Source organism: Exiguobacterium sp. s78, from assembly GCF_018618985.1.
GTDB lineage: Bacteria > Bacillota > Bacilli > Exiguobacteriales > Exiguobacteriaceae > Exiguobacterium_A > Exiguobacterium_A abrahamii.
The window spans coordinates 18,660-41,565 of record NZ_JACSNB010000008.1 but is presented as its reverse complement, the minus strand read 5'-3'; the positions used below and the strand labels follow the sequence as shown (position 1 = coordinate 41,565).

The window sequence follows — 22,906 nt, the reverse complement described above, 5'->3', positions numbered from 1 at the left end:
AGTCACGATTGACGAAGCTTGCGCTTCATTCGTTTTTGTATTCCGTAGAATACGATTTTTGCCTCATCGTTCAGTTTTCAAAGTTCGTCGTGTCGTTTTCAGCGACTTTAATATCTTAACAAGTTATCAACCCGATTGTCAACAACTTTTTTGATATTTATTTTTGTGTGTCACGACCATTCGCGGCACAAGAAGTAATATACCATGGCTTTTTGAATCGTACAAGCATTTTATTAGAAAAACATTTAAAAACTTTTAATTACCCGTTTTTCGACTCGTTTATCCCTGTGTTGACTTCAAAAAGAATGCTCCGTTCCTTCTATACAGTATAGAAAGAACGGAGCTCCACTCATTAATTTTGTTGGTGACGCATCGTTGGGAAGAGTAATACATCACGAATCGATGGCGCATTCGTCAACAACATGACGAGACGATCGATCCCGATCCCAAGACCACCCGTTGGCGGCATACCGTACTCGAGTGCTTCAATGAAGTCTGTATCCATTTCATGTGCTTCATCGTTTCCTGCTTCTTTTTCGACGAGTTGTGCTTCGAAGCGTTCACGTTGATCGATTGGATCGTTCAATTCCGTGAAGGCATTCGCATGCTCACGACGGACGATGAATAATTCAAAGCGATCCGTAAAGCGTGGATCCTCTGGATTTTTCTTCGCAAGCGGTGACACTTCAACAGGATGACCATAGACGAATGTTGGTTGAACGAGTGTTTCTTCTACTTTTTGTTCGAAGAACTCATTCAAGATATGCCCCGTCGTCATGTGTGACTGAACTTCAACACCGTGTTCATGTGCTAGTTCGAGGGCACGTTCGTTTGAAATCTGTTCAAAGAAGTCAACACCTGTCGCTTCTTTAACGAGATCGACCATGTGTGCTCGTTTCCAACCGACAGATAGATCAATGACGTCTTCTCCGTAAGTGACTTGTGTCGTACCGAGTACTTCTTGTGCGACGTGAGCGATCAGGTTCTCTGTTAAGTTCATGATGTCTTTATAATCCGCATACGCTTCATAGAGTTCGATCATCGTAAACTCTGGGTTATGGCGTGTTGAGATTCCTTCATTACGGAACACGCGACCGATTTCGTAGACTTTCTCAAGTCCACCGACGATCAAACGTTTCAAATGGAGCTCGATCGCAATCCGCATGTAAAGCGTCATGTCGAGTGCATTATGATGCGTGATGAACGGACGAGCCGATGCTCCACCCGCAATCGTGTGCAACATTGGTGTTTCAACTTCCAAGTATCCGAGGTTATCGAGATATTGACGAATTCCACGAATGACTTTACTCCGCGCGATGAATGTCTCACGTGATTCTTGGTTCGTAATGAGGTCGAGGTAACGCTGACGGTAGCGTTGCTCGATATCTTTTAATCCGTGATATTTATCCGGAAGCGGACGTAATGCTTTCGTTAATAACGTAAATGCTGTGACGTGAACAGAGAGTTCACCAACATTCGTCTTGAACACATATCCTTGAATTCCGACGATGTCGCCTAAGTCACATGTCTTATAGATCTCATACGCCTCTTCGCCGACGTCATCTTTACGGACATACAACTGAATTTGACCTTGCACATCCTGAACATTCGTAAAGCCAACCTTCCCTTTACGACGTGTCGTCATGACACGCCCCGCGATGGCAACTTCCGGTTTCAGTTCAGCCAATTCTTCTTTTGTATGTTCACCAAATGATGCACGAATGCTCTCAGTATCCGTCGAACGTTCAAAACGTGCGCCGAATGGATCGAGACCTTGTTCACGCATGGCGTTCATCTTACCGAGACGCACCTGCATTTGATCGTTCATTTCCATATCCTGACTCACTGTCTTCACTCCTTTTAATAATGGTTCACGACGATTCTCTCGAATAAAAAGCTGTCGGAATGACCGACAGCCCTTTTAGAAAACCGATACGCTCATCTTCAATGCAACTAGCGTACCACAAAACGACTCTGTCCGACTATACTTTACCTGTTAGGCATATGCTACGTCTTCTTCGAGTGTCTGCAAGTACTGCTGTAACAGTTCGACGAGTCCTGCGTGTGTGTCGATATTGAATAACGCATTGCGAACGCGACCGTTCCCCTTCATTCCTTTCAAATACCAGGCGACGTGCGTCCGCATTTCGCGTACGGCGAGTTCTTCTCCCTTTAGCGCGACTAGTCGTGTGGCGTGTAAGAGACAGATATCAATCTTCTCACGCGCCGTCGGTTCTGCCGGAAGCGTTCCTGATTCGAGATACTGGATCGTCTGATACAACATCCACGGGTTCCCGAGAGCTGCCCGTCCGATCATGACACCGTCGACGCCGATCTCATCAATCATCCGTTTTGCATCTTGCGGCGTCTGAACATCTCCATTTCCGATGATCGGAATGTTGACCGCTTTTTTCGCTTCGCCAATGATGTTCCAGTCTGCGACCCCTTCATACTTTTGCGAACGTGTCCGCCCGTGGATGGCAACGGCTTTCGCACCACCCGCTTCTGCCGCTTTGACATTATCGACACAATAGATGTGATGACTGTCCCAGCCGGTCCGCATCTTAACAGTAACGGGTTTATCGATCGCTTGCGTCACCGCATGGACCATCTCATATACCTTATCCGGATCAAGCAACCATTTCGCTCCAGCATCGCTTTTCGTGACTTTCGGGACAGGACAGCCCATGTTGATATCAATGATATCGGCATTCGTGTTCGCCTCGACATATCGTGCCGCTTGAACGAGTGTCTCTTTTGAACCGCCATAGATTTGAAGGCTGAGCGGTTTTTCCCGTTCATCTACGTACAGCATCTGAAGCGTTCGTTCGTTCTCGTACAAGATCCCTTTATCGCTGACCATCTCCGCACAGACGAGTCCCGCACCGAATTCCTTTGCAATTAACCGAAACGCCGGATTACAGACGCCTGCCATCGGTGCCAAGATGACTTGATTCTTCAGTTTGACATCGCCAATGTTAAATTCCATTATTGTTCCTCCGCTTCTAAAAGCCCACCTAACCGTCGTACACCGTTTCGTTCTGTCTCCGGTAACTGCTGATACAACTGCTCGACACTTTGTCCAAGACCGGGTATGACGCATGTTGCTGCGAGTTCACGTAATGGTGCGAGGACGAATGCCCGCTCTTGCATCCGCGGATGCGGAACGGTTAATCCTTCGAGATCAATGCGTTCTTCCTCATATAGCAAAATATCTAAGTCAAGCGTTCGTGGTCCATTTTTGAACAGACGCTCGCGTCCTTCTAGCTGTTCAATTTCCTGCAGTCGTCTAAGTAAGACAGATGCCTCATCCGTCGTTTGGATTGCGACGACCATATTATAGAATAAATCCTGCTCGAGATATCCGACAGGTACCGTCTCATAAATGGAAGAGGCCTTCACATCATGAACGGACGGTAACGCTCTCAGGCGAGTAATCGCTGCTCTTAAGTGAGCCGCCTTATCGCCGATGTTCGAGCCGAGTGCAATGTAAGCTTCCTTCATGCATAGTCCTCCCGAAGGCGATTGATCTCGACCGCCACATGTTCATAATGACCGGCAATCGGCGGATCCGGTTTGATGACCTTGATCGACGCTTCTTGAATTCGTTCGTCTAACGCAAATACTGCTTTTGCAATACGGTCCGCCAAGGCTTCGACGAGTTGGAGCGGTTCTCCTTCGACGACACGTTTCGTCGCTTCATACAATTCGGCGTAATTGACACTTTTCGTCAAATCATCCGTCCGACCGGCTTCTGCCAATGCAAGTCCGATCGATAAGTCGACATTGAAGCGTTGACCGAGTTTTGTCTCTTCTGCGAATACACCGTGGTACCCATAAAAACGCATTCCTGTTACATGAATTCGATCCACCGTTATTCCCCCTTCGTCGCAGCCAACATGATGTCCATCATCTGCGCTGCCCGTTTGACTTCTTTGACGTCATGCACACGCATCCAGTCACATTCTTGTTGAATCCCATAGCAAACCGTCGCAATCGTTCCTTCGAGTCGTTCTTCTGTCGGTAATCCAAGCGCGAGACCAATCATCGATTTACGGGATGTTCCGAGTAAAACCGGATACCCGAAGTCCGTTACGATCGATAGATGACGCATCAGGTACAAGTTCTCTTCATGCGTCTTCATGAATCCAATCCCCGGGTCGAGCCAAATGTGCTCTTCCGCCACGCCTGCCTGTTTTGCTAACCGAATGGATTCCTCAAGGTCAGCCCGGACTTCTGCCAGCATATCTGTCCCATGCGCCGTCTCCCGGTTATGCATCAAAATGATTGGTACTTTATACTGCGCAGCAACGTTGACCATCGAACGATCGCCCCACTTCGAGCCCCAAACATCGTTGATGATGTCCGCTCCCGCTTCAATAGCAGCCTCTGCGACGACAGGTTTGTACGTATCGATCGACACCAGTACGTTCAGCTCTCGTTTGATGCGCTTGATGATCGGTAAAACACGGGCGAGTTCTTCTTCGACTGATACGAACGCTGCACCCGGCCGTGTCGACTCTCCACCGACATCGATCGCATCTGCTCCATCCGCGACGAGCTGACGCGCTTGCCGCATCGCTTGCTCGACATCGACATATTGTCCACCGTCCGAAAAGGAGTCCGGTGTCACGTTCAAGATACCCATGATGTAGGTCATCGTTGTTCTCTCCTTGTCGTCACATGTTCGACGGATTGATCGAACAGCGTCATGATTTGTGCATATCCTGTTCCGTTGATTCCAGGGAAAGGGCGTCCGTCAAGTGACGAAATCGCGACCGCTTCCTGAACGGAATTCGTATAGATGATCTCATCTGCTTCTTCGAGCTGCGGTAAATAAGCCAAGCGTTCTTCGACCGGTACATATTGCATGAGAAACTGACGGGTAATCCCGTTCAGTGCACCGGTTTCAAGCGGTGACGTATACCATGTACTTCCGTAACGCCAAAAGATGTTTGACGTAATGCCCTCACAGACATGACCTTCCTTCGTTAAAAACAGCCCTTCTGCTTCCGGATTGAACAATTGGCGTTTCGCCACTAGATTGTTCATGTAATGATGTGACTTCAAGCGGTAAGTCGTCTCCGGCGTACTGCGCGGTAAACGAATCGTCTCGAGTGCACGTTCCGCCCGTTTTCGCGGAGCGATTGGTTTCGCATAGATCAACACGGTCGGCGTGTCGTAAGGATCGATTGATAACCCGATCTCGCGTGGACCGGCAGAGACGTTCAACCGAATGTATAAATCGTTCGCCCCATATGCTGCATATAAATCTTGGATCGCTTGCCGTAAGGTTTCCCGGTCATATGCTAGCTGGATTCCGAGTGCGACACAACTCATCCGTAAGCGTTCAATATGATCATCGAACAAAAACGGATGTCCGTTATAGGTCCGAAACGTCTCGAATACACCCATCCCGTAGACGAATCCGTGATCGAGCGGGGAGATGCGTACTTCTTCTTCTCGTTTAATGGTTCCGTCATGCCAGAGATACATAATGCGTCAACTCCAAGAAATTTTTTAACATCTGCTTCCCGTCTCGCGTCAAAATCGCTTCCGGATGGAACTGGACACCGAGAATCGGCAACGTCCGGTGACGGAGTGCCATGATCTCTCCACCGGCTTCCGCCGTCACTTCGAGCACTTCCGGGAATGTCTCGCGTTCAACGACGAGCGAGTGGTAACGTGTCACCGGTGTCGATTGTGGGATCCGTTCAAAGATACCTTGTCCGTCATGCGTCAGTGGCGAGACTTTTCCGTGCATCAATTCCTTCGCGCGGACGACTTTACCACCGAATACTTGCCCAATCGCTTGATGACCTAAGCAGACCCCTAGTATCGGCACCTTCCCAGCAAAATAAGCAATCGCTTCTAAACTGATCCCCGCTTCATTCGGCGTACAAGGACCCGGCGAGATGACCAGATGATCCGGTTGCAACGCTTCGATTTCCGCAAGGGTAATCGCGTCGTTGCGAAATACCCGGATGTCTTGTCCGAGTTCGCCAAAATACTGGACTAAGTTATACGTAAAGGAATCATAGTTATCAATCAATACAATCATTGCGTTCCCTCCGCTGTTTCTTTGGTCACCCATAACGCTTTGGCTTTACTGAGTGACTCTTCGTATTCACGTGCTGCGTCCGAGTCCGTGACGACTCCAGCACCTGCTTGGACATATGCCATCCCGTCTTTTGCAACAAGTGTCCGGATCAAGATGTTGAAGATGACATCATCCGCCCAACTGATGAAGCCAAGCGACCCAGTGTAGATACCGCGCCGGACCGGTTCCAGTTCTTCAATGATTTCCATCGTCCGGATTTTTGGTGCTCCAGTGATCGTACCACCTGGGAACATCGCAGCGAGCACCTGACTCCCCGAGTGTTCCGGAGCTACTTCCCCTCTGACGTTTGAGACGATGTGTTGTACGTGCGAGTATTTCTCGATCACCATCAGCTCATCGACATGAACCGTACCATAACGACTGACGCGTCCTAAATCATTCCGCTCTAAATCAACGAGCATCACATGCTCTGCCCGTTCTTTTTCATTATCGAGTAAGGTTTTCGCAAGTCGTAAATCCTCCGCTTCATCCTTCCCGCGCGGCCGTGTTCCGGCAATCGGACGTGTCGCTAACGCATCACCGATTTTTTCGACGAGCAACTCGGGTGAGGCGGACACGAGTGTTAAATCTTCATCCGCAAAGTAACCCATGTATGGAGAAGGATTGACTTGTCGTAATACATCATACAAATGTTCCGCTGTCGTCCCAAGCGGTTCTTGTTGACGGACGGACAAATTAACTTGGAAAACGTCACCGTCCTCAATATAGGATTTAATCCGGTGTGCCGCTGTCATGAACGCTTCCTGCCCGAAGGCTCGTTCTCGCTCACCTGATGAACCAGTCGCTGTAAATTGAGGTGCGGTCGTCTCGATGCACCAACGCGCGACTTCCGTTTCAAGAACTCGCTCTGCTTCTTCTGCCGTGTCTCGTGTCACGGCAATGAACAACTGCTTCGTTTCCTCATCAAACACGGCGACTTCATCGTACCAGTAAAATGACAGCTCGGGTGTTTGCAAATCATCCATCGCTCGCTCCGGTAACTTTTCTAAATAACGGACGGCATCATAACTGACGTAACCGGCAAATCCACCAAAGAACGGTGGCATTCCATCCGGTCGGACTGATTCACGGTCGACGCGGAGCTGTTCGAGTACATCAAACGGATTCGCCGTCGATGTCTCGACTTTTCCATCTGTCTCAATCATCGTCGTTCCGTCTTTTGTCCGGACGTATCCGACAGGACGAGTCGCCGCCATCGTATACCGGCCGATTCGACCGCTTTCGAGCCAGACGTGTCCCGTTGTGCCATTCGTCTGTTCAACATATCGATTGTAGAATTGTTCTTTCGTCCATGGTACTGCTTTGTATTTCGTCTGTCGCATACGCGTCCCCCACTTCACACTATTCTGCTCTCATTATACGCAAAAAAGTACACGGAAGCCGAATGACTTCCGTGTACGTCCAATTGATTACTTCGATTGGTCTGCTTCTTCCTCGACTTGATACAGCGGTGTACTTAAGTACCGCTCCCCATTCGAAGGAATGATCGCGAGAACGTTTTTCCCTTTACCGAGACGTTTCGCTGTCTTGAGCGCCGCTGCAATCGCAGCACCTGACGAGATACCACCTAAGACACCATTCGTCTTCGCTGCTCGGCGTGCGTGATCGAATGCTTCTTCCGTCGTGATTTGCTCAACACCATCATAAATCTCTGTATCGAGAATCGACGGCACGAATCCAGCACCGATTCCTTGCAGTTTGTGTGGTCCCGGTTTACCACCTGATAAGACCGGTGAATCCGTTGGTTCGACGGCAATGATTTCAATACCTTGGAAAGCATCGCGTAACACTTTACCAGCACCGGTGATCGTTCCACCCGTTCCAATTCCCGCGATGAACGCATCGAGTTGCATGCCTTCGAACGCTTCGACGATTTCAGGACCTGTCGTTTTTTCATGGACGACTGGATTAGCACCGTTATTGAATTGTTGCGGCATGAAGTAACCGTGTTCTTCCGCTTCCGCTGTCGCGCGAGCGATCGCACCCTTCATCCCTTCAGGACCCGGAGTCAGAATCAATTCCGCACCATAGGCGCGAAGCAACGTCCGGCGCTCCATGCTCATCGTTTCTGGCATGACGAGGATGGCGCGGTATCCTTTCGCCGAAGCGACTATCGCTAGTCCGATCCCTGTGTTTCCACTCGTCGGCTCGATGATCGTGTCTCCTTCTTTAAGTTGACCCGCTTCTTCCGCTGCCTCAATCATGGATAACGCGATCCGGTCTTTTACGCTTGATCCAGGGTTCATGTACTCCAATTTCAGATACACATCTGCATCCTCAGGACCCGTTAGATGATGTAACTTGACGATCGGGGTCCGACCGACTAAATCTAATACTGAATTCGCAATACGCATGACCATTCCTCCTCATTAGTGAACCGCTTGAATTCCAAGTAATCCGATAAACTAATTATCAGCGGATTGGATGAAATCTGTCAATCAAAGCGTTTGACTTCCGGCTTTTTTCCATCCTTCGTCTGGCGTTCGACCGCTTCTTGAATCAAACGATCAATCGTCTGTTTTTCCTGTTCCGTTCGCATCGTCTGATAGACCATCGCGCGCGTGATTTTCTCATCACCGACTTTGGCGACGACATCCTCGAGCGGACCACCGATGCTGTCTTGAACGATTTTAGGAGAATCGACCTTTGGGAGCTCACCCATGAAGGCGTAAGCACCGGTCATGAAATTCGTCAACATTAAGATGAAGATCAACATCCACAAGTACTTAGGTTGTACATTCCCCATATTAGATCCCTCTTATGCTCTTTCGAGTGATTTTTCACGAAGTTCCTCTAATTCTGGAACATCATAGTGATAATGCTCTGAACAGAAGTGACAAACGGCTTCCGCACCGCCATCTTCATCAATCATCGCTTGAATCTCATCTGGTCCAAGGGCAATGATCGCTGTCGCTAATTTGTCACGATCACACGTACATTCAAATGATACCGGAATCGTATCAAGATGTTCGTAGTCACCGAGAACGAGTTCTAACATTTCTTCTGGTGTTTTTTCCTCACCGACAAGAATCGAGATCGGTTTTAGAGCTCCAACACGTTTTTCGAGTGCTGCAATCGTCTCTTCCGATGCACCTGGCATCAATTGAACGATCAATCCACCTGCTGCGATAACTGATTCGTCTTCTGGATAGACGAGAACGCCAGCTCCAACGACCGATGGGCTTTGTTCCGATACAGCAAAGTAATACGTGAAGTCTTCACTGATCTCACCTGTTTGAATCGGCGATTGACCACCGACGAAGTCGCGTAGTCCGAGATCCTTGATGACAGAGATGTTTCCGCGACCGACCGCTTCACCGACTTTTAGTTTCGTCAGACCATCTGCATTGACATACGTATCCATCTCGACGCGGGGACGACTCACATATCCACGCACGACACCTTTTGCGTCGGCATCGACGATGATTTTCCCGATCGGTCCATCGCCTTCGACTTTTAATGTGACACGTGTATCGCCTTTTTGCATCGTACCCATCATTGCGCCGATTGTCAGTGTTCGACCGAGCGCTGCTGTGACGACAGGTGTCGTCTGGTGGCGCAGTTGTGCTTCATAGACCGTCTTCGTCGAACGGATTGCAAACGCACGGACTTCTCCATTGAAGCCTAACGCCCGTACTAAATAGTCATCTTTTAATTGTGCTAATAATTCTTCACGTTTCATCTTGATTCCCTCACTTATTTCGTTCGTAGATAATCCGTAATCCATCTAACGTCAAGAATGGATCGACGACCTCAATCATCGTGGATTCCTCGCTGATTAATCGGGCTAAGCCGCCGGTCGCAATGACCTTCGCTTCTCCCATTTCTTCTTTCATCCGGTGAACGAGTCCGTCCACCTGTGCCACATATCCGAAATAGGTCCCCGACTGCATCGCATGGATCGTATTCCGTCCGATGGCTGACTGCGGTTTCGCGATTTCGATTCGTGGCAATTTTGCTGCCTTATTATAGAGTGCCTCGGTTGCAACCATCACACCGGGTGAGATGATGCCGCCGTAATACCGTTTTTGTGCATCGATGTAACAATACGTCGTCGCTGTTCCGAAATCGACGATGATCATCGGTCCCTCGTACTTCGCTGTCGCCGCTACTGCGTTGACGATTCGATCGGCTCCCACTTCCCGTGGATTATCGACTTTTAAATCGAGTCCTGTCTTGATTCCTGGTCCAATCAAGAACGGACGGCGTTTAAAGTAACGCACACACATATTTTCTAGCGGAAACACGACGGGGGGTACGACAGATGATAACACGATTCCCTCGATTTCTTCCACGTTTAGCTCTGCGTCACGGAACAACGCTTTGACGAGCATACCGTATTCGTCCGTCGTCCGTGTTCGGTCTGTCGCAATCCGCCAATGCTCAATCAACTCTTGTCCTTGATAGACACCTAAGACGATATTCGTATTTCCGACATCGATGACTAAAATCATTTGCTTATTTCCCCGCTTCTTCTCAATTTTCATGCTTCTATTGTATTCCGTTGTTTCACGATCGGAACTATATACGTTGTGATTATACCATGCTCGTATGGTCACACCTACCGATGTGTATTCGCTCGGTCTGCCACAAAAAAGAACGGATTCGATATCAATCGAATCCGTTCCATCCGTTTACACTTGATCGTCGCGACGCGGCGTATCTGGTGTATCCGTATCTACATTTTTCCCTTCGTCAACGACTGAACCCATTTGCGTTGGAGACTGCGTCGGTTGATCAACAGTTGCATCTGTCGATTCCGGTGCTTTCTCTTCTGCTTTTGGAGTCGTTGCTTCTGGTTCATGTTTTTTGTATTCGCCCGTCTCTAGGAGATGGTGAATTTGTTTTTGATCAAGTGTTTCGACTTCAAGCAACGTCGTTGCAATCAAGTCGAGCTGATCGCGCTTCTCAGTCAGAATATCTTTCGCTTTTTGGTAACAGCGGTTGATGATCGCTTGGATTTCCGTATCGATCTCGTGTGCGATTGCATCCGAGTAATTCTGTTCGTTTTGGAAATCACGTCCGAGGAAGACGTTGCCACTTTGAGCTGATCCAAATTGAAGTGGTCCGAGTTTTTCACTCATCCCGAACTCCATGACCATTTTCCGTGCAAGACCTGTCGCACGCTGGAAGTCATTGCTTGCACCAGTCGAGACTTCTCCGAAGACGATATCCTCTGCGACACGACCACCGAGCAATCCAGTAATCTTATCTTCGAGTTCCGGCTTCGTCATGAAGTAACGATCTTCTTTTGGCAACATGACGACATATCCACCCGCGTTACCGCGAGGAACAATCGTTACTTTGTGTACTTCATCCGCATCGTCGAGCGTGACACCAATGATCGTATGTCCTGCTTCGTGCCATGCGACAATCTTTTTCTCTTTCGGCGAGATGATCCGGCTCTTCTTCGCTGGTCCTGCGATGACACGGTCAATCGCTTCTTCGAGATCAACGATCGAGACTTTATCACGGTCTGAACGTGCTGCAACAAGTGCTGCTTCATTCAGAAGGTTCTCAAGATCCGCACCTGAGAATCCAGGTGTCCGCTGTGCGATAGCTTTCAAATCAACCGTCGAATCGAGCGGTTTGTTCCGTGCGTGAACTTTCAAGACTGCTTCACGACCGACGACATCTGGACGATCAACCGTGATTTGACGGTCAAAACGACCTGGACGGAGTAAGGCTGGGTCAAGAATATCAGCACGGTTCGTTGCTGCGATCATGATGATACCTTCGTTTTCACTGAATCCATCCATCTCGACGAGAAGTTGGTTCAATGTCTGCTCACGCTCATCATGTCCACCACCGAGACCTGCGCCCCGTTGACGACCGACAGCATCGATTTCATCGATGAAGATGATACATGGTGCGTTTTTCTTCGCGTTTTCGAACAAGTCACGGACACGTGATGCCCCGACACCGACGAACATCTCAACGAAGTCAGAACCTGAAATCGAGAAGAATGGTACGCCAGCTTCACCAGCTGCAGCACGCGCGAGCAACGTCTTACCTGTACCTGGAGGACCTACGAGGAGGACCCCTTTCGGAATACGGGCACCGAGTTTTGCGAATTTACGCGGATCTTTCAAGAATTCGACGACTTCGACGAGTTCTTGTTTCTCTTCGTCTGCGCCGGCTACATCATCAAACGTGATCTTTTTCTTCTCTGTATCATAGAGGCGTGCCTTCGATTTCCCGAAGTTCATGACGCGACCGCCACCACCGCCACCTTGTGCTTGATTAATCAAGAAGAAGAAGAGGATGAAGATGATGATGAATGGAACGATCGTCGTCAGTAACGCGATCCAACCACCATTCGTTTCTGCTGCCTTGAAGTCCAATTTGACTCCTTGGCTTCTGAGTTGCGTATAGAGATCCGTTAGTTCCGTATCAACAGCCGGTACGACCGTCTCATACGTCGAATCTTTTTCACGCAAATCTCCTGTCACATTATACGTCTGCCCTTCATATTGGAAGGTAGCCGTCTTGATTTCACCTTTTTCAACAGACTCGACAAACTGTGTGTAATTGATTTCTTTGCTTTTGTTCACTGGACTCTGCAAGTATTGCAGAAACAAGATCAAAGCTAGAAAAATGACCCCAAACACGAGGGTATTCTTCACTGCTCGGTTCATCTTATGCCTCCTCTCCGCATCCATCTCGTTTTTCTAGTGGATGAATACGAATCCTGGCGCGACAGGGCGCGCTTTGTAATTGGTTTCATCTTATCATGGGACAGACGAGATTAAAAATAATTAGCCGCCGTAGACTGCAGGTTTCAAGACACCTACATACGGAAGGTTACGGTATTTCTCTTCGTAATCCAGACCATAACCGACGACGAATTCGTGTGGAATGACGAAGCCACTGTAATCTGCGTGCAAGTCATTCTTCCGTCCTGTTGGTTTGTCGAGCAACGTCACGATCTTAACGGACTTCGCTTTCCGGTACTTGAAGAGGTCGACGAGGTAGCCAAGCGTCAATCCGCTGTCGATGATATCTTCGACAATCAAGATGTCGCGTCCTTCTACCGATGTGTTCAAATCTTTTTCAATCTTGACTTCACCTGTTGATGTTGTCCCACCGTGATACGTTGAAACGTCCATGAAGTCCATTTCAAGGTGCATATCCATCTTTTTCACAAGATCAGACATGAAAGGCATTGCGCCTTTTAAGACACACACAAGCAACGGAAAACGATCGTGATAATCCGCTGTCAATTCGCCGGCGAGTTCGCCCACTTTATTTTGGATCTCTTCTTCTGAAATCAGTACTTTTTCCATATCGTTCATCAAGGTCATGCTAGGTATTCCTCCTCCATAATAAACACTACATTACCATTCTATCATTAAATAAGATTTTGCGAGGAGTTCAAATGACCCGAATATTGCAATTCGATGTCCAATGACGGCTAAAATCACTCCATTTGCATCGACGACGACCGGAACCTGTTCTCGGAGATAACGTGGAACCTTAGCATCAATCAGAATTCGACTGACTTTTTTCGAACCCACAGCAAGCTGAATCCGATCTCCTGGACGTGGCGGACGCACCGTCAACGGGAACGCAATCGCGTCCAGCGGGATACCTTGGTTTCCGATTGAGAAGCGAACCATTTGTTCACCATAATGATACGTTCCCAAATTCTCCCCTACTTGAAACGGTAAATCGTCATTCATTGACCGTATCACACGATCCTGCATCAAAAAGCCATATGCACGTCGCATCCTCCAGTTTCCATAATACACTTCGTCCGAGCCCTTATCCACCCGAAGCCACATGATGAAGTGACGAATCGTTTCTGAAGAAAATGTTTCTCCCGTTAGTGTCGGCAAGACAAGCCGCTGTAAATCCGTCGGTAATTCTAAAATACGTGCTACCGGAATTCCGTTCGCTTCCTTACACCGGTCGAGATAGGTCGCGACGAATGTCGCCTGCTCACGCATGATTTGCTGTCGCGCATGTGCTGCCGCTGCTGTTGCTTGTTCAAACTCTGGCCGAATTTCTCGAAGTGGCGGCACAATCGTATGCCGGATTTGATTACGCAAATAAGTAGTTTCTGCATTTGACGCATCTTCTCGCCACGGAACTTCATGTTGCAATGCATACTCGCGTAATGTTTGCTTCGATTCATGTAGCAACGGTCGATGCAACCAACCGTTACCAAACGGACGAACGACGGGAATACCATCAACCTGCGCTTCTCCACGAATGAGCTGAATGAGTAGCGTCTCAATTTGATCGTCTTGATGATGGGCGAGAATCAGACGCGAGCGCCCGGTCTCTTCCATGATTCGTTCAAAAAACGCATATCTCTCTTCGCGACAAGCTGCTTGAGAGCTCGTACGTCCTGTCCATTCTAAACGCGTCATGAAAAAAGATATCTTTCGGGCCGTTGCCCACTTCTTAATAAAGCACGCTTCTTCGTCGGACGCCTCTCGTAATCCATGATGCACATGCGCAATCGCGATATCGTAACCTTCTTTATACAACCGATCGACGAGTACCATCGAATCACAACCTCCCGAAACACCTACTAAAAGTGGTTCGAACGGCACACCTTCCATAACGATTTCCCCCTTTCCGTTAAAACCTAAAAAAAGCTATCTCTATATAATAGAGATAGCTTTTGAGAATGACCCGTACGGGATTCGAACCCGTGTTACCGCCGTGAAAGGGCGGTGTCTTAACCGCTTGACCAACGGGCCAAAAAAATATGGTAGCGGCGGAGGGAGTCGAACCCACGACCTCACGGGTATGAACCGTACGCTCTAGCCAGCTGAGCTACACCGCCATATTTTTAACTCGTGCGTCTTAAGCACATTTTCTATAATACGGGCAGGTCAAATGAAAGTCAACGCTTTTTCTAAAAATAATTTCAAAAAAATAAAAGATGGAATGAACGGCGTCATTCCATCTCTATTCTTATAAAGAACAGGTCAGCAAGTTATTGACGTTTTGCGCCGCGTCCGCCACGTTTTGAATCCGTTTGACGTTTCAATGTAGCAAGACGATCTTCACTATCTTTCAGGAAACTAGACATCAGCGTATCGAACGATTGTTCTTTGCGCGGTGGTGGTGTACCACGGCCGCCTTTGTTGAAGCCTCCACGGTTACCGCCTCCACGTGGTCCTTTGTTATCGAACGAACGTGGTCCACGATCTTGTCCTGCTGGACGTGGTCCACGGTCGAACTGACGTGCAGGACGAGGACGTTCGCCTTCTGGACGATCGACGGCTTTTTTGATGGAAAGACCGATCTTACCATCGTTTTCAACACTTAAGACTTTGACGGTGATTTCTTGACCAACCGTCAACACATCATTGATGTCTTTAACGTAAGAATCTGCCACTTCACTGATGTGAACAAGACCAGTTTTCCCTGTTGGTAACTCAACGAACGCTCCGAAATTCGTGATGCCTGTTACTTTCCCTTGCACTTTGCTGCCTACTTCAATCGACATAAATTGTATTGCTCCTTTTTAGTTGATTCGTTTCTTATTATACGAGTGATTCATTCTTTTTTCAATCAATCGGCAACCTTCAATTAGTCTTCCGGTGAAAAGTAGAAGATCGTTTCCCCTTTTTTCGAATAGAGCAACTCGCTCCGAGCTAAGTTCGCTACATACTCTTTATCATTGAGACGATTGATTTCTTCCTTCAGACGGGCGGTCTCTTTTTTCGCTTTCGTCTGCTCTTGTTCAGCGACTTGAAACGACTGCTTTTGTTCAGCGATCAATTGCCGTTTTTCCATGTATGACCACCCCATGAGGGAAAAGATGAGCAAAAAGACGGTCAGACACAGGAAAAAGCGATTTTTGAGGCGTCGACGGTTTTCGATGGCATTCTGACTCAACTGCTTCTTACGGTCATTGAGCGGCTTGATCTTTGGCGCTGGACGCCCTGATTCGAGCGGTGTTGGCATATCATCCCTCCTCTTTCTGAGTGGTCATCCCTGACACTCTTTAGTATACTTCCTTTTTCCGGTAAATTACATCGATTCTTCGGAATTCACCTTTTCTTCACGGATGATCTCATACATATCAGACGCTTCTTCTTTTTTAGCATGTTCTTTAATGCTCGAAATCGCAACCGTGACAATCTTGTTTCCGAACCGGATCGTCATCTCGTCACCCGCTGCTACCGTGCTACTTGCTTTCGCCACATTACCATTGATCGTAATCCGACCTTGATCCGCTACTTCTTTTGCAAGCGTCCGTCGTTTGATCAGACGCGATACTTTTAAAAATTTATCAAGTCTCATGACTGTTCCTCCTGCTTCGCTTGATGCCAGAGTGAATCTTGCTCTTCAAGCGTCATCTCAACGAGCGGTCGATCCGCTAGCTGTTCCATTCGCGTAAAGCGACGGATGAATTTATCATTCGTCTGTTGTAGCCCCTCTTCTGCCGAGAGACCAAGGTATTTCCCAACGAGTGTCATCGAAAACAGAACGTCTCCGAATTCACCTAGTCGTTCTTCTGGTGCGGCTTCCTTCAATTCACGTAACTCTTCGACTACTTTTTCAAGTGCACCCTCGACGTCACTCCATTCAAAACCGACTTTCGCCACTTTCTTTTGAATATCTTCTGCGCGCATCAAGGCAGGTGCCCCTTTTGTTACGCCATCGAGCAAGGAAGTTCGCTCCGGTTTTTCTTGTGCTTTGATGTCTTGCCAGTTCGAAACGACGTCTGCTGAAGAATCGACAATCGTTTCTCCGAAGACGTGTGGATGACGACGAATCATCTTATCACTGACGCTTCCGATGACATCTCGAATGTCGAAATACCCTTCATCTAGACCAATTTGTGCGTGGAGCATGACCTGTAAAAGGACGTCTCCTAGCTCTTCTATCATTAAGTTATCGTCCTGAAGGTCGATTGCTTCCAGTAATTCGTAAGATTCTTCGATTAAATGACGTTTTAAGGACTCATGTGTCTGCTCTTGATCCCATGGGCAACCACCTTCACCACGTAATCGCGCGATGATCTCTTTTAATGTCGCGAAGTCACGGTTCAACGTCTGCTCATCCGTGACTGGTGGCACGTAGACTGTCGTCAGGTTACTGAGCGTCGTCACATGATCGAGTTCATATAACGGCACGCTTTGGACAGTTTGTTTGCTTGTACCCGCTGCCGTGACCAAAGTGACAAGGTGTTCGTCCGGATAACGTTCCATCAGCTGAACCTTTAAGTCACCGGCGACGAGCGCATCATAGACTTGTCCAATCAACAAATGTTGACGGATCTGTGCTTCATCGACGGCAAACGCCGTCGCATCAAGCAACTGGAACCCTTCAATCGGATCCACACCAAGCGCCGCGAACATCGGATCAAGAAAACTTTGTCCGCCTACAACGTCGACCGCGTCCGTCCGCTCTAATAACTGTTGGACGGTACTCTCAGCGACCAGTGGATGACCTGGGACGGCATAGATGATGTCCGTCGTCTTTGAGAGGCGAAGCAATTCCTCAACGATTTCTGTGTATACGTCTTCAAACCGACTATGTCGTTCGTAAACCGAGTCAAATGATGTAAAGTTCATTCCCTCTACTGCGAGTTCTGAAACGACTGGATGATCCATTGTCCGTAAATAGACAGGCTGTGTCGTGTTTTTTAATAATCGATAGATGCCAAACGGCAATTGTTCGAGTTCGCCGACGCCAAGGCCGACGATCGTGATTCGGTGTGTCATATACTCCTCCTACGTTGGTACATCTGATATAACTTATCTCCTAAAGGCAATAGGGCCCACTCTTGTTCTGTTAATGCACGGACGCGTAATGCCATACTGCCATAAATGATGGCACCACCGATGACAAGGACGCCGACTTCGAGTGCCGCACCGATTCGTGTCTCAAGCTTAAACAGCTGGAAGAACGTTTCGATCAGATACAGAAACACACTCATGGCGAGCACAGGTAAGACCAGTCGTCGGTAGAACGCGTTTCCTGCCGATACGCGACCGAACTTCCGGTTCAATAAAATCCATTGTGCTGCCGCCATGACGGCAAAACCGCCAAATGTCGCCATACCCGCCCCGATCATACCATATCGGGGAATGAAATAGAGATTCAGAACGAGCTTCGCCCCTAATCCGACAAGAACACCAACGAGCGCATATTTTTCAGCATCGACCGACTGGAGACAAGAGATGATCATCATCGCAATCGAAGCGGCAAATGCCGTCGCCGCGAGCCAAATCAACCCTGCTGTTCCCTGGTCATCTTGATATAACGCAATATTGAGCGGACGCATCACACCCATTAGTCCGATTGTCGCTGCAGCGGCAATCAATAGACCGGAACGGAGTAATGTCTCGAGTTGTTGACGCATCATCTGCGGATCGTGTTTACGGTATGCGGTCGATAAGGACGGAACGCTCGCAAGACTCATCGATGTCGCAAACAGAATCGCGAATTGGAGTAACGGATACCCACGGTCGAGCACCCCTTTTTCAATTTTTGTCTCCGTCGTATTGCCAAGTAGGTTAACGAACGTCAATCCATCGATCAATTGCATCAGCAATAAAGCAAGTGAGGCGATACTGACCGCCACCCCGCTTGTCACGAGCACTTTCCCGACTCGTCGTACGTGAATACTTGAAAACACAGGGCGACCGATCTTTCCTTTCGCAAAACGTAACAGGACGAATAACGAAACGATGCTGCCACCGATTGCTGTCAGATGGGCACTTGCACCAATCCAGTAGGGGTCAGCCTGCATCGAGACGCCGATATACGTCACGAGCAACAAAAGTCCGACACGGACGGCATTTTCAGAGACTTGGGATACAGCTGTTGGTCGCATCTCAAGATCCGCTTGAAACATGCCTCGCAGAACAGCAATCACGGGTAGTAAATAAAACGTACACGTCACCGCACGCAGGGGCACGACCAGTTTTGCATCGCCGAACCACCCCGCCAGTGTCGGAGCAATCCACCATCCGAGCAGACCAAAGAAAACCGTCATCGCAAGCAAGACATAAAAAATCGACCACAAAACTTCCCGTTTTTCATCTGGATGATGTAGCGTCAACTTCGCCACGATGACGGGCAGCGCATAAATCCCAAGCGCTGCCGCTATCGCGAATAATGGATAGACCGTCTGATAGACGTACAATCCGAAATCACCGGCGAGGTTCTGATACGGAATTCGGTAAAAGAAGCTGAGCAGTTTCGAGATATAACTAGAGATCGCAAGCAGTGCTGCGCCTTGCGCAATCGTTCGTCTATTCATCGCGCGACGAGCCGACGATCAAGCTCTGCTAGCAACTGTTCTGCCTGCATCGTCATCTGTTGCGTCGACTGTTTATTCCGGTTCAGGGTCAAGACGAGTTTCTGTTCTTGTTGTCCCATCCCTAGACCACGTCCAAGCGGAACGGTCCATTTGACGAAATCCGCCACATCGAGTTGTTGCGTTGATTGAAGCGACAAGACGATCTCGATTTTCGGATCGGTTTGTTTGACGCGCTCGACACGCGCCCGCTCGGCGAAAATCCGCATCCGCGTCAATTGGATTAAACGAGCAACCTCATCTGGGAACTCACCGAATCGTTCGAGCATCTCTGTTTCAAGTTGTTCGAGACTATCGACGGTATCGACATATTTCAAGCGTTTATAAAACTCGATTTTCAGCTCGGAGTCCGTCATGTAGTGCGATGGAATATACGCATCAAGACTGAACGTGAACTCGGGTACGAATTTCTGGACGCGTTTTTTACCTTTCATTCGTTCTTTGCGTTCTTCAACCGCTTCTGCCAGCATCTGCGAATAAAGATCGAAACCGACGGAGTCGATGAAGCCCGATTGTTGGGAGCCGAGTAAGTTCCCAGCACCACGAATCGATAAGTCACGCATCGCGATCTTAAAGCCACTACCGAGCTCCGTAAATTCCTTGATTGCCTGTAGACGACTTTCTGCTACTTCCGTCAATCGTTTTTGCGGACGGTACGTAAAGTACGAATAAGCAACGCGACTTGATCGACCAACACGACCGCGCAATTGATACAGCTGCGATAAGCCCATTTGATCCGCGTCATGAACGATCAACGTATTGACGTTCGGAATGTCGATTCCTGTCTCGATGATCGTCGTACTGACAAGAACATCCGCGTCCCCTTCGAAGAACGCGATCAACTGACTCTCGAGTTCGGTTTCCGTCATCCGACCGTGCGCCGTGACAATCCGTGCTTCCGGTACGAGCGCGCGAATCTCTTCTGCCTTTCGCTCGATGCCTTCGACCCGGTTATACAGGAAGAACGCTTGTCCCCCCCGACCGAGTTCCCGCTCGAGTGCTTCCCGCATGACGATTCCGTCGTATTCCATGACATACGTCTGGACCGGATAACGGTTTTCAGGTGGTGTCTCAAGGACCGAGAGATCGCGGATCCCGATCATCGACATGTGCAATGTCCGTGGAATCGGTGTCGCTGTCAACGTCAAGACGTCGACGTTCGTCTTCAACTGTTTCAGACGCTCTTTGTGTTTCACGCCGAATCGTTGCTCTTCATCAATGATCAACAATCCGATATCAGCGAACTGAACGTCTTTCGACAGCACACGGTGTGTCCCGACGACGACATCGATCGTTCCCTCTTTCAATCCTTGTTTCGTCGCCTTTAATTCTGCTGGCGAACGGAACCGGCTCATGACCGACACACGAATCGGCCATTCACTGAATCGCTCAAGCATCGTTTCGTAGTGTTGTTGCGCAAGGACGGTCGTCGGTACGAGTAACGCGACTTGTTTTCCAGACATGACCGCTTTGAACGCCGCTCGAATCGCAACTTCCGTTTTCCCATACCCGACGTCGCCACATAATAGACGATCCATCGGACGCGGACGTTCCATATCCTTCTTGATTTCAGCAATCGATCGCAATTGATCGACCGTTTCCTCATACGGGAACGAAGCCTCGAATGCTTGCATGTTATCGTCGTCCTCTGGGAACGCAAAACCGACGGCAGCTTCACGAGCCGCATAGAGCTTGATCAACTCATCAGCAATATCCTCGACCGATTTCTGGACCTTCGCTTTGACCTTTTTCCATTCCGTTCCACCGAGTTTATAGATCTTCGGCTCTTTTCCTTCAGCCCCGACATACTTTTGAATCAAGTCGATTTGATCGACAGGAACATACAACGAGTCCTCTCCCGCGTAAACGAGATGGAGATAATCCTGATGATTACCGGCTACATCAATCGTCTTGATGCCGTGGTATCGTCCAATCCCATGATGAATATGAACGACGTAATCGCCTGTCTTCAATTCTTGGTAGCTCTTGATCCGTTCAGCGTTCGTCAGCTTCGTCGTTTGCTTCCGGCGACGCGCTGGTTGCTTGAAGACTTCTTCTTCCGTGATGACGACGAGACGCGCATTCGTCATCTCGAATCCACCATGAATTCCCCCAATCAGGATCGCGGGTTGACCACGAGTGATGCCTTCTTTTGTTACGATCGACGCTTCGACCCCATAGTCGGACAACGTCTGACGCATCCGCTCGGCACGTTCTCGGTTACTCGCTAAGAAGACCATCCACATGTCCGCGCGACGATATCGCTCGACTTCTTGCTTCAGGCGTTCCATCTGACCATGGAACGGTGCAATCGGTTTGATGCTGAAATGGATTGCCGCACTTTCTGGTACTCCACTCCGGCGAGTCGGTAAGAGCGATAGGTACAACAAGGGCTGTCCTTCAAAGACATGTGCCATCGGAACGGACAGGACGTAATCACTGACGCTTTGTCCGCGTTCAATGAGAGACGCCATCCATTCTGCTTCCTCTGCATCCTGGACTTCCGCCGCTTCTTCGACCCGTGCGACTTCATCAACGATCAAGACACTTCCCGTCACGTCTTGACGTAGCGTCGACGTGTAGAGGATCGGTGCATACTTCGCGAACTGTTTCGGACGATCGCCGTTTTCTAACAACTCGACGTCATAAGCAATGCCCTCTTCAAGTGCCGCGAGGACTTCCGTACTTTGGACGCGCTCTTTCGTCGCCTCATAAAGACGACGGACTTTTTCACCCGCATCCTTCAACTGATCCTTCGTCGCGAAGTGTTCCGCCGCTGGCATCAAACATGCTTCTGCGACGACACCGAGCGAACGTTGTGTCTCCGCATCGAATGTATAGATTGAGTCGACTTCCTCGTCGAATAGATCGAGCCGGTATGGGCGTTCGACCGTAAGCGGATAAATATCGATGATACTTCCGCGAACAGCAAACTCACCTGGTGTCGTCACCGTCGCTGTCCGTTCGTACCCCGCATCGACTAAATCCTGGACGAAGTCCGGAATCGATAAGATGTCGCCCGGCTTCACTTGTTTGACGTGTGACAGGAACGTCTGTGCATCCGGAACATATCGACGTAAACCGACGAGCGGAATGATCAAAATTCCGTCGTCCGTCGTCAGTAAACGATGACGGGTCTCAATCCGCGTCGCCCGCAGTTCTGGACTTGCGCCATAAGAAAGTTCTGCTGCTAACGTCTCATCGACCGGATAGAGCATGACGTCTTCTTCCGGTACGAGTTCAATCAAATCATCGTACAGTTTTTGTGCTTGGAACATATTATGTGTCACGAGTACGAATCGACGTTTCGTCTCCTGATAAATCCCGGCGACGAACAATGCTTTCCCACTGTTCATCAGACCGGTGATCAACTGAGCGTTGACACCGTCCCGGAAACGTTCCCGAACCGTCTTGATTTCAGGAATCGCTAGTAAGAGTTCTTGTAATTGTTTCATCTTCTTCCTCCTAAAACACGACAGCAAAAACGCTTT

General features: G+C 48.9%; 21 protein-coding genes and 2 tRNA genes. All 23 read right to left on the bottom strand.

Annotated features, from left to right (window positions below):
- Positions 1-352: 352 nt before the first annotated feature.
- Positions 353-1,834 (bottom strand): lysine--tRNA ligase, encoded by a 1,482-nt coding sequence (gene lysS, locus KNQ18_RS16995; protein WP_214772669.1) that lies wholly within the window; start codon positions 1,832-1,834, stop codon positions 353-355.
- Between the two features lie 162 nt (positions 1,835-1,996).
- On the bottom strand, positions 1,997-2,989 hold the full coding sequence (gene dusB / locus KNQ18_RS16990) for a tRNA dihydrouridine synthase DusB (protein ID WP_023466575.1): 993 nt from the start codon (positions 2,987-2,989) through the stop codon (positions 1,997-1,999).
- The gene (gene folK, locus KNQ18_RS16985) at positions 2,989-3,504 is read right to left on the bottom strand and encodes a 2-amino-4-hydroxy-6-hydroxymethyldihydropteridine diphosphokinase (RefSeq protein ID WP_215085695.1); all 516 of its coding nucleotides are present in this window, start codon (positions 3,502-3,504) and stop codon (positions 2,989-2,991) included. Before folK ends, dusB begins: the two co-directional genes overlap by 1 nt.
- On the bottom strand, positions 3,501-3,872 hold the full coding sequence (gene folB, locus KNQ18_RS16980) for a dihydroneopterin aldolase (RefSeq protein ID WP_023466572.1): 372 nt from the start codon (positions 3,870-3,872) through the stop codon (positions 3,501-3,503). Before folB ends, folK begins: the two co-directional genes overlap by 4 nt.
- Before the next feature lie 2 nt (positions 3,873-3,874).
- On the bottom strand, positions 3,875-4,660 hold the full coding sequence (gene folP / locus KNQ18_RS16975; RefSeq protein ID WP_215085693.1) for a dihydropteroate synthase: 786 nt from the start codon (positions 4,658-4,660) through the stop codon (positions 3,875-3,877).
- Positions 4,657-5,496, bottom strand: coding sequence for an aminotransferase class IV (locus tag KNQ18_RS16970; RefSeq protein WP_215085692.1), 840 nt, complete (start codon positions 5,494-5,496; stop codon positions 4,657-4,659). Before KNQ18_RS16970 ends, folP begins: the two co-directional genes overlap by 4 nt.
- The gene (locus KNQ18_RS16965) at positions 5,480-6,061 is read right to left on the bottom strand and encodes an anthranilate synthase component II (protein ID WP_214806319.1); all 582 of its coding nucleotides are present in this window, start codon (positions 6,059-6,061) and stop codon (positions 5,480-5,482) included. The genes KNQ18_RS16970 and KNQ18_RS16965 overlap by 17 nt, the downstream gene beginning before the upstream one ends.
- Positions 6,058-7,443, bottom strand: coding sequence for an anthranilate synthase component I family protein (locus KNQ18_RS16960; protein WP_215085690.1), 1,386 nt, complete (start codon positions 7,441-7,443; stop codon positions 6,058-6,060). Before KNQ18_RS16960 ends, KNQ18_RS16965 begins: the two co-directional genes overlap by 4 nt.
- Before the next feature lie 87 nt (positions 7,444-7,530).
- Positions 7,531-8,475: a cysteine synthase A gene (gene cysK, locus KNQ18_RS16955; RefSeq protein WP_215085688.1), complete on the bottom strand. Its 945-nt coding sequence runs from the start codon at positions 8,473-8,475 to the stop codon at positions 7,531-7,533.
- Positions 8,476-8,555: 80 nt separating this feature from the next.
- Positions 8,556-8,867, bottom strand: a complete 312-nt coding sequence (locus KNQ18_RS16950) for a SurA N-terminal domain-containing protein (protein WP_215085686.1) — start codon at positions 8,865-8,867, stop codon at positions 8,556-8,558.
- Positions 8,868-8,879: 12 nt separating this feature from the next.
- Positions 8,880-9,803 (bottom strand): Hsp33 family molecular chaperone HslO, encoded by a 924-nt coding sequence (hslO, locus tag KNQ18_RS16945; RefSeq protein ID WP_023466563.1) that lies wholly within the window; start codon positions 9,801-9,803, stop codon positions 8,880-8,882.
- A gap of 10 nt (positions 9,804-9,813) precedes the next feature.
- The gene (locus KNQ18_RS16940) at positions 9,814-10,575 is read right to left on the bottom strand and encodes a type III pantothenate kinase (RefSeq protein WP_029343061.1); all 762 of its coding nucleotides are present in this window, start codon (positions 10,573-10,575) and stop codon (positions 9,814-9,816) included.
- Positions 10,576-10,755: 180 nt separating this feature from the next.
- Positions 10,756-12,759, bottom strand: a complete 2,004-nt coding sequence (gene ftsH, locus KNQ18_RS16935) for an ATP-dependent zinc metalloprotease FtsH (protein WP_215085684.1) — start codon at positions 12,757-12,759, stop codon at positions 10,756-10,758.
- A 120-nt stretch (positions 12,760-12,879) separates the two neighbouring features.
- Complete coding sequence (gene hpt, locus KNQ18_RS16930; RefSeq protein WP_023466560.1) at positions 12,880-13,425, bottom strand: hypoxanthine phosphoribosyltransferase; 546 nt, start codon at positions 13,423-13,425, stop codon at positions 12,880-12,882.
- 33 nt (positions 13,426-13,458) lie between these two features.
- Positions 13,459-14,691 (bottom strand): tRNA lysidine(34) synthetase TilS, encoded by a 1,233-nt coding sequence (gene tilS / locus KNQ18_RS16925; protein WP_215085682.1) that lies wholly within the window; start codon positions 14,689-14,691, stop codon positions 13,459-13,461.
- A 69-nt stretch (positions 14,692-14,760) separates the two neighbouring features.
- Positions 14,761-14,832 (bottom strand) — tRNA-Glu (locus tag KNQ18_RS16920).
- A 9-nt stretch (positions 14,833-14,841) separates the two neighbouring features.
- Positions 14,842-14,918: transfer RNA gene (locus KNQ18_RS16915), tRNA-Met, on the bottom strand.
- A gap of 153 nt (positions 14,919-15,071) precedes the next feature.
- Positions 15,072-15,587, bottom strand: a complete 516-nt coding sequence (locus KNQ18_RS16910) for a S1 domain-containing RNA-binding protein (RefSeq protein WP_023466558.1) — start codon at positions 15,585-15,587, stop codon at positions 15,072-15,074.
- A gap of 83 nt (positions 15,588-15,670) precedes the next feature.
- Entirely contained in the window at positions 15,671-16,048 is a 378-nt protein-coding gene (locus tag KNQ18_RS16905) for an FtsB family cell division protein (protein ID WP_023466557.1), read from the bottom strand.
- A 66-nt stretch (positions 16,049-16,114) separates the two neighbouring features.
- The gene (locus KNQ18_RS16900; protein ID WP_023466556.1) at positions 16,115-16,387 is read right to left on the bottom strand and encodes an RNA-binding S4 domain-containing protein; all 273 of its coding nucleotides are present in this window, start codon (positions 16,385-16,387) and stop codon (positions 16,115-16,117) included.
- A complete protein-coding gene (gene yabN, locus KNQ18_RS16895) occupies positions 16,384-17,814 on the bottom strand; it encodes a bifunctional methyltransferase/pyrophosphohydrolase YabN (protein WP_149426595.1) in 1,431 nt (476 codons plus the stop codon). Before yabN ends, KNQ18_RS16900 begins: the two co-directional genes overlap by 4 nt.
- Positions 17,811-19,358: a putative polysaccharide biosynthesis protein gene (locus KNQ18_RS16890; protein ID WP_215085680.1), complete on the bottom strand. Its 1,548-nt coding sequence runs from the start codon at positions 19,356-19,358 to the stop codon at positions 17,811-17,813. The genes yabN and KNQ18_RS16890 overlap by 4 nt, the downstream gene beginning before the upstream one ends.
- Positions 19,355-22,870 (bottom strand): transcription-repair coupling factor, encoded by a 3,516-nt coding sequence (mfd, locus tag KNQ18_RS16885; protein ID WP_023466550.1) that lies wholly within the window; start codon positions 22,868-22,870, stop codon positions 19,355-19,357. Before mfd ends, KNQ18_RS16890 begins: the two co-directional genes overlap by 4 nt.
- Positions 22,871-22,906: the final 36 nt, after the last annotated feature.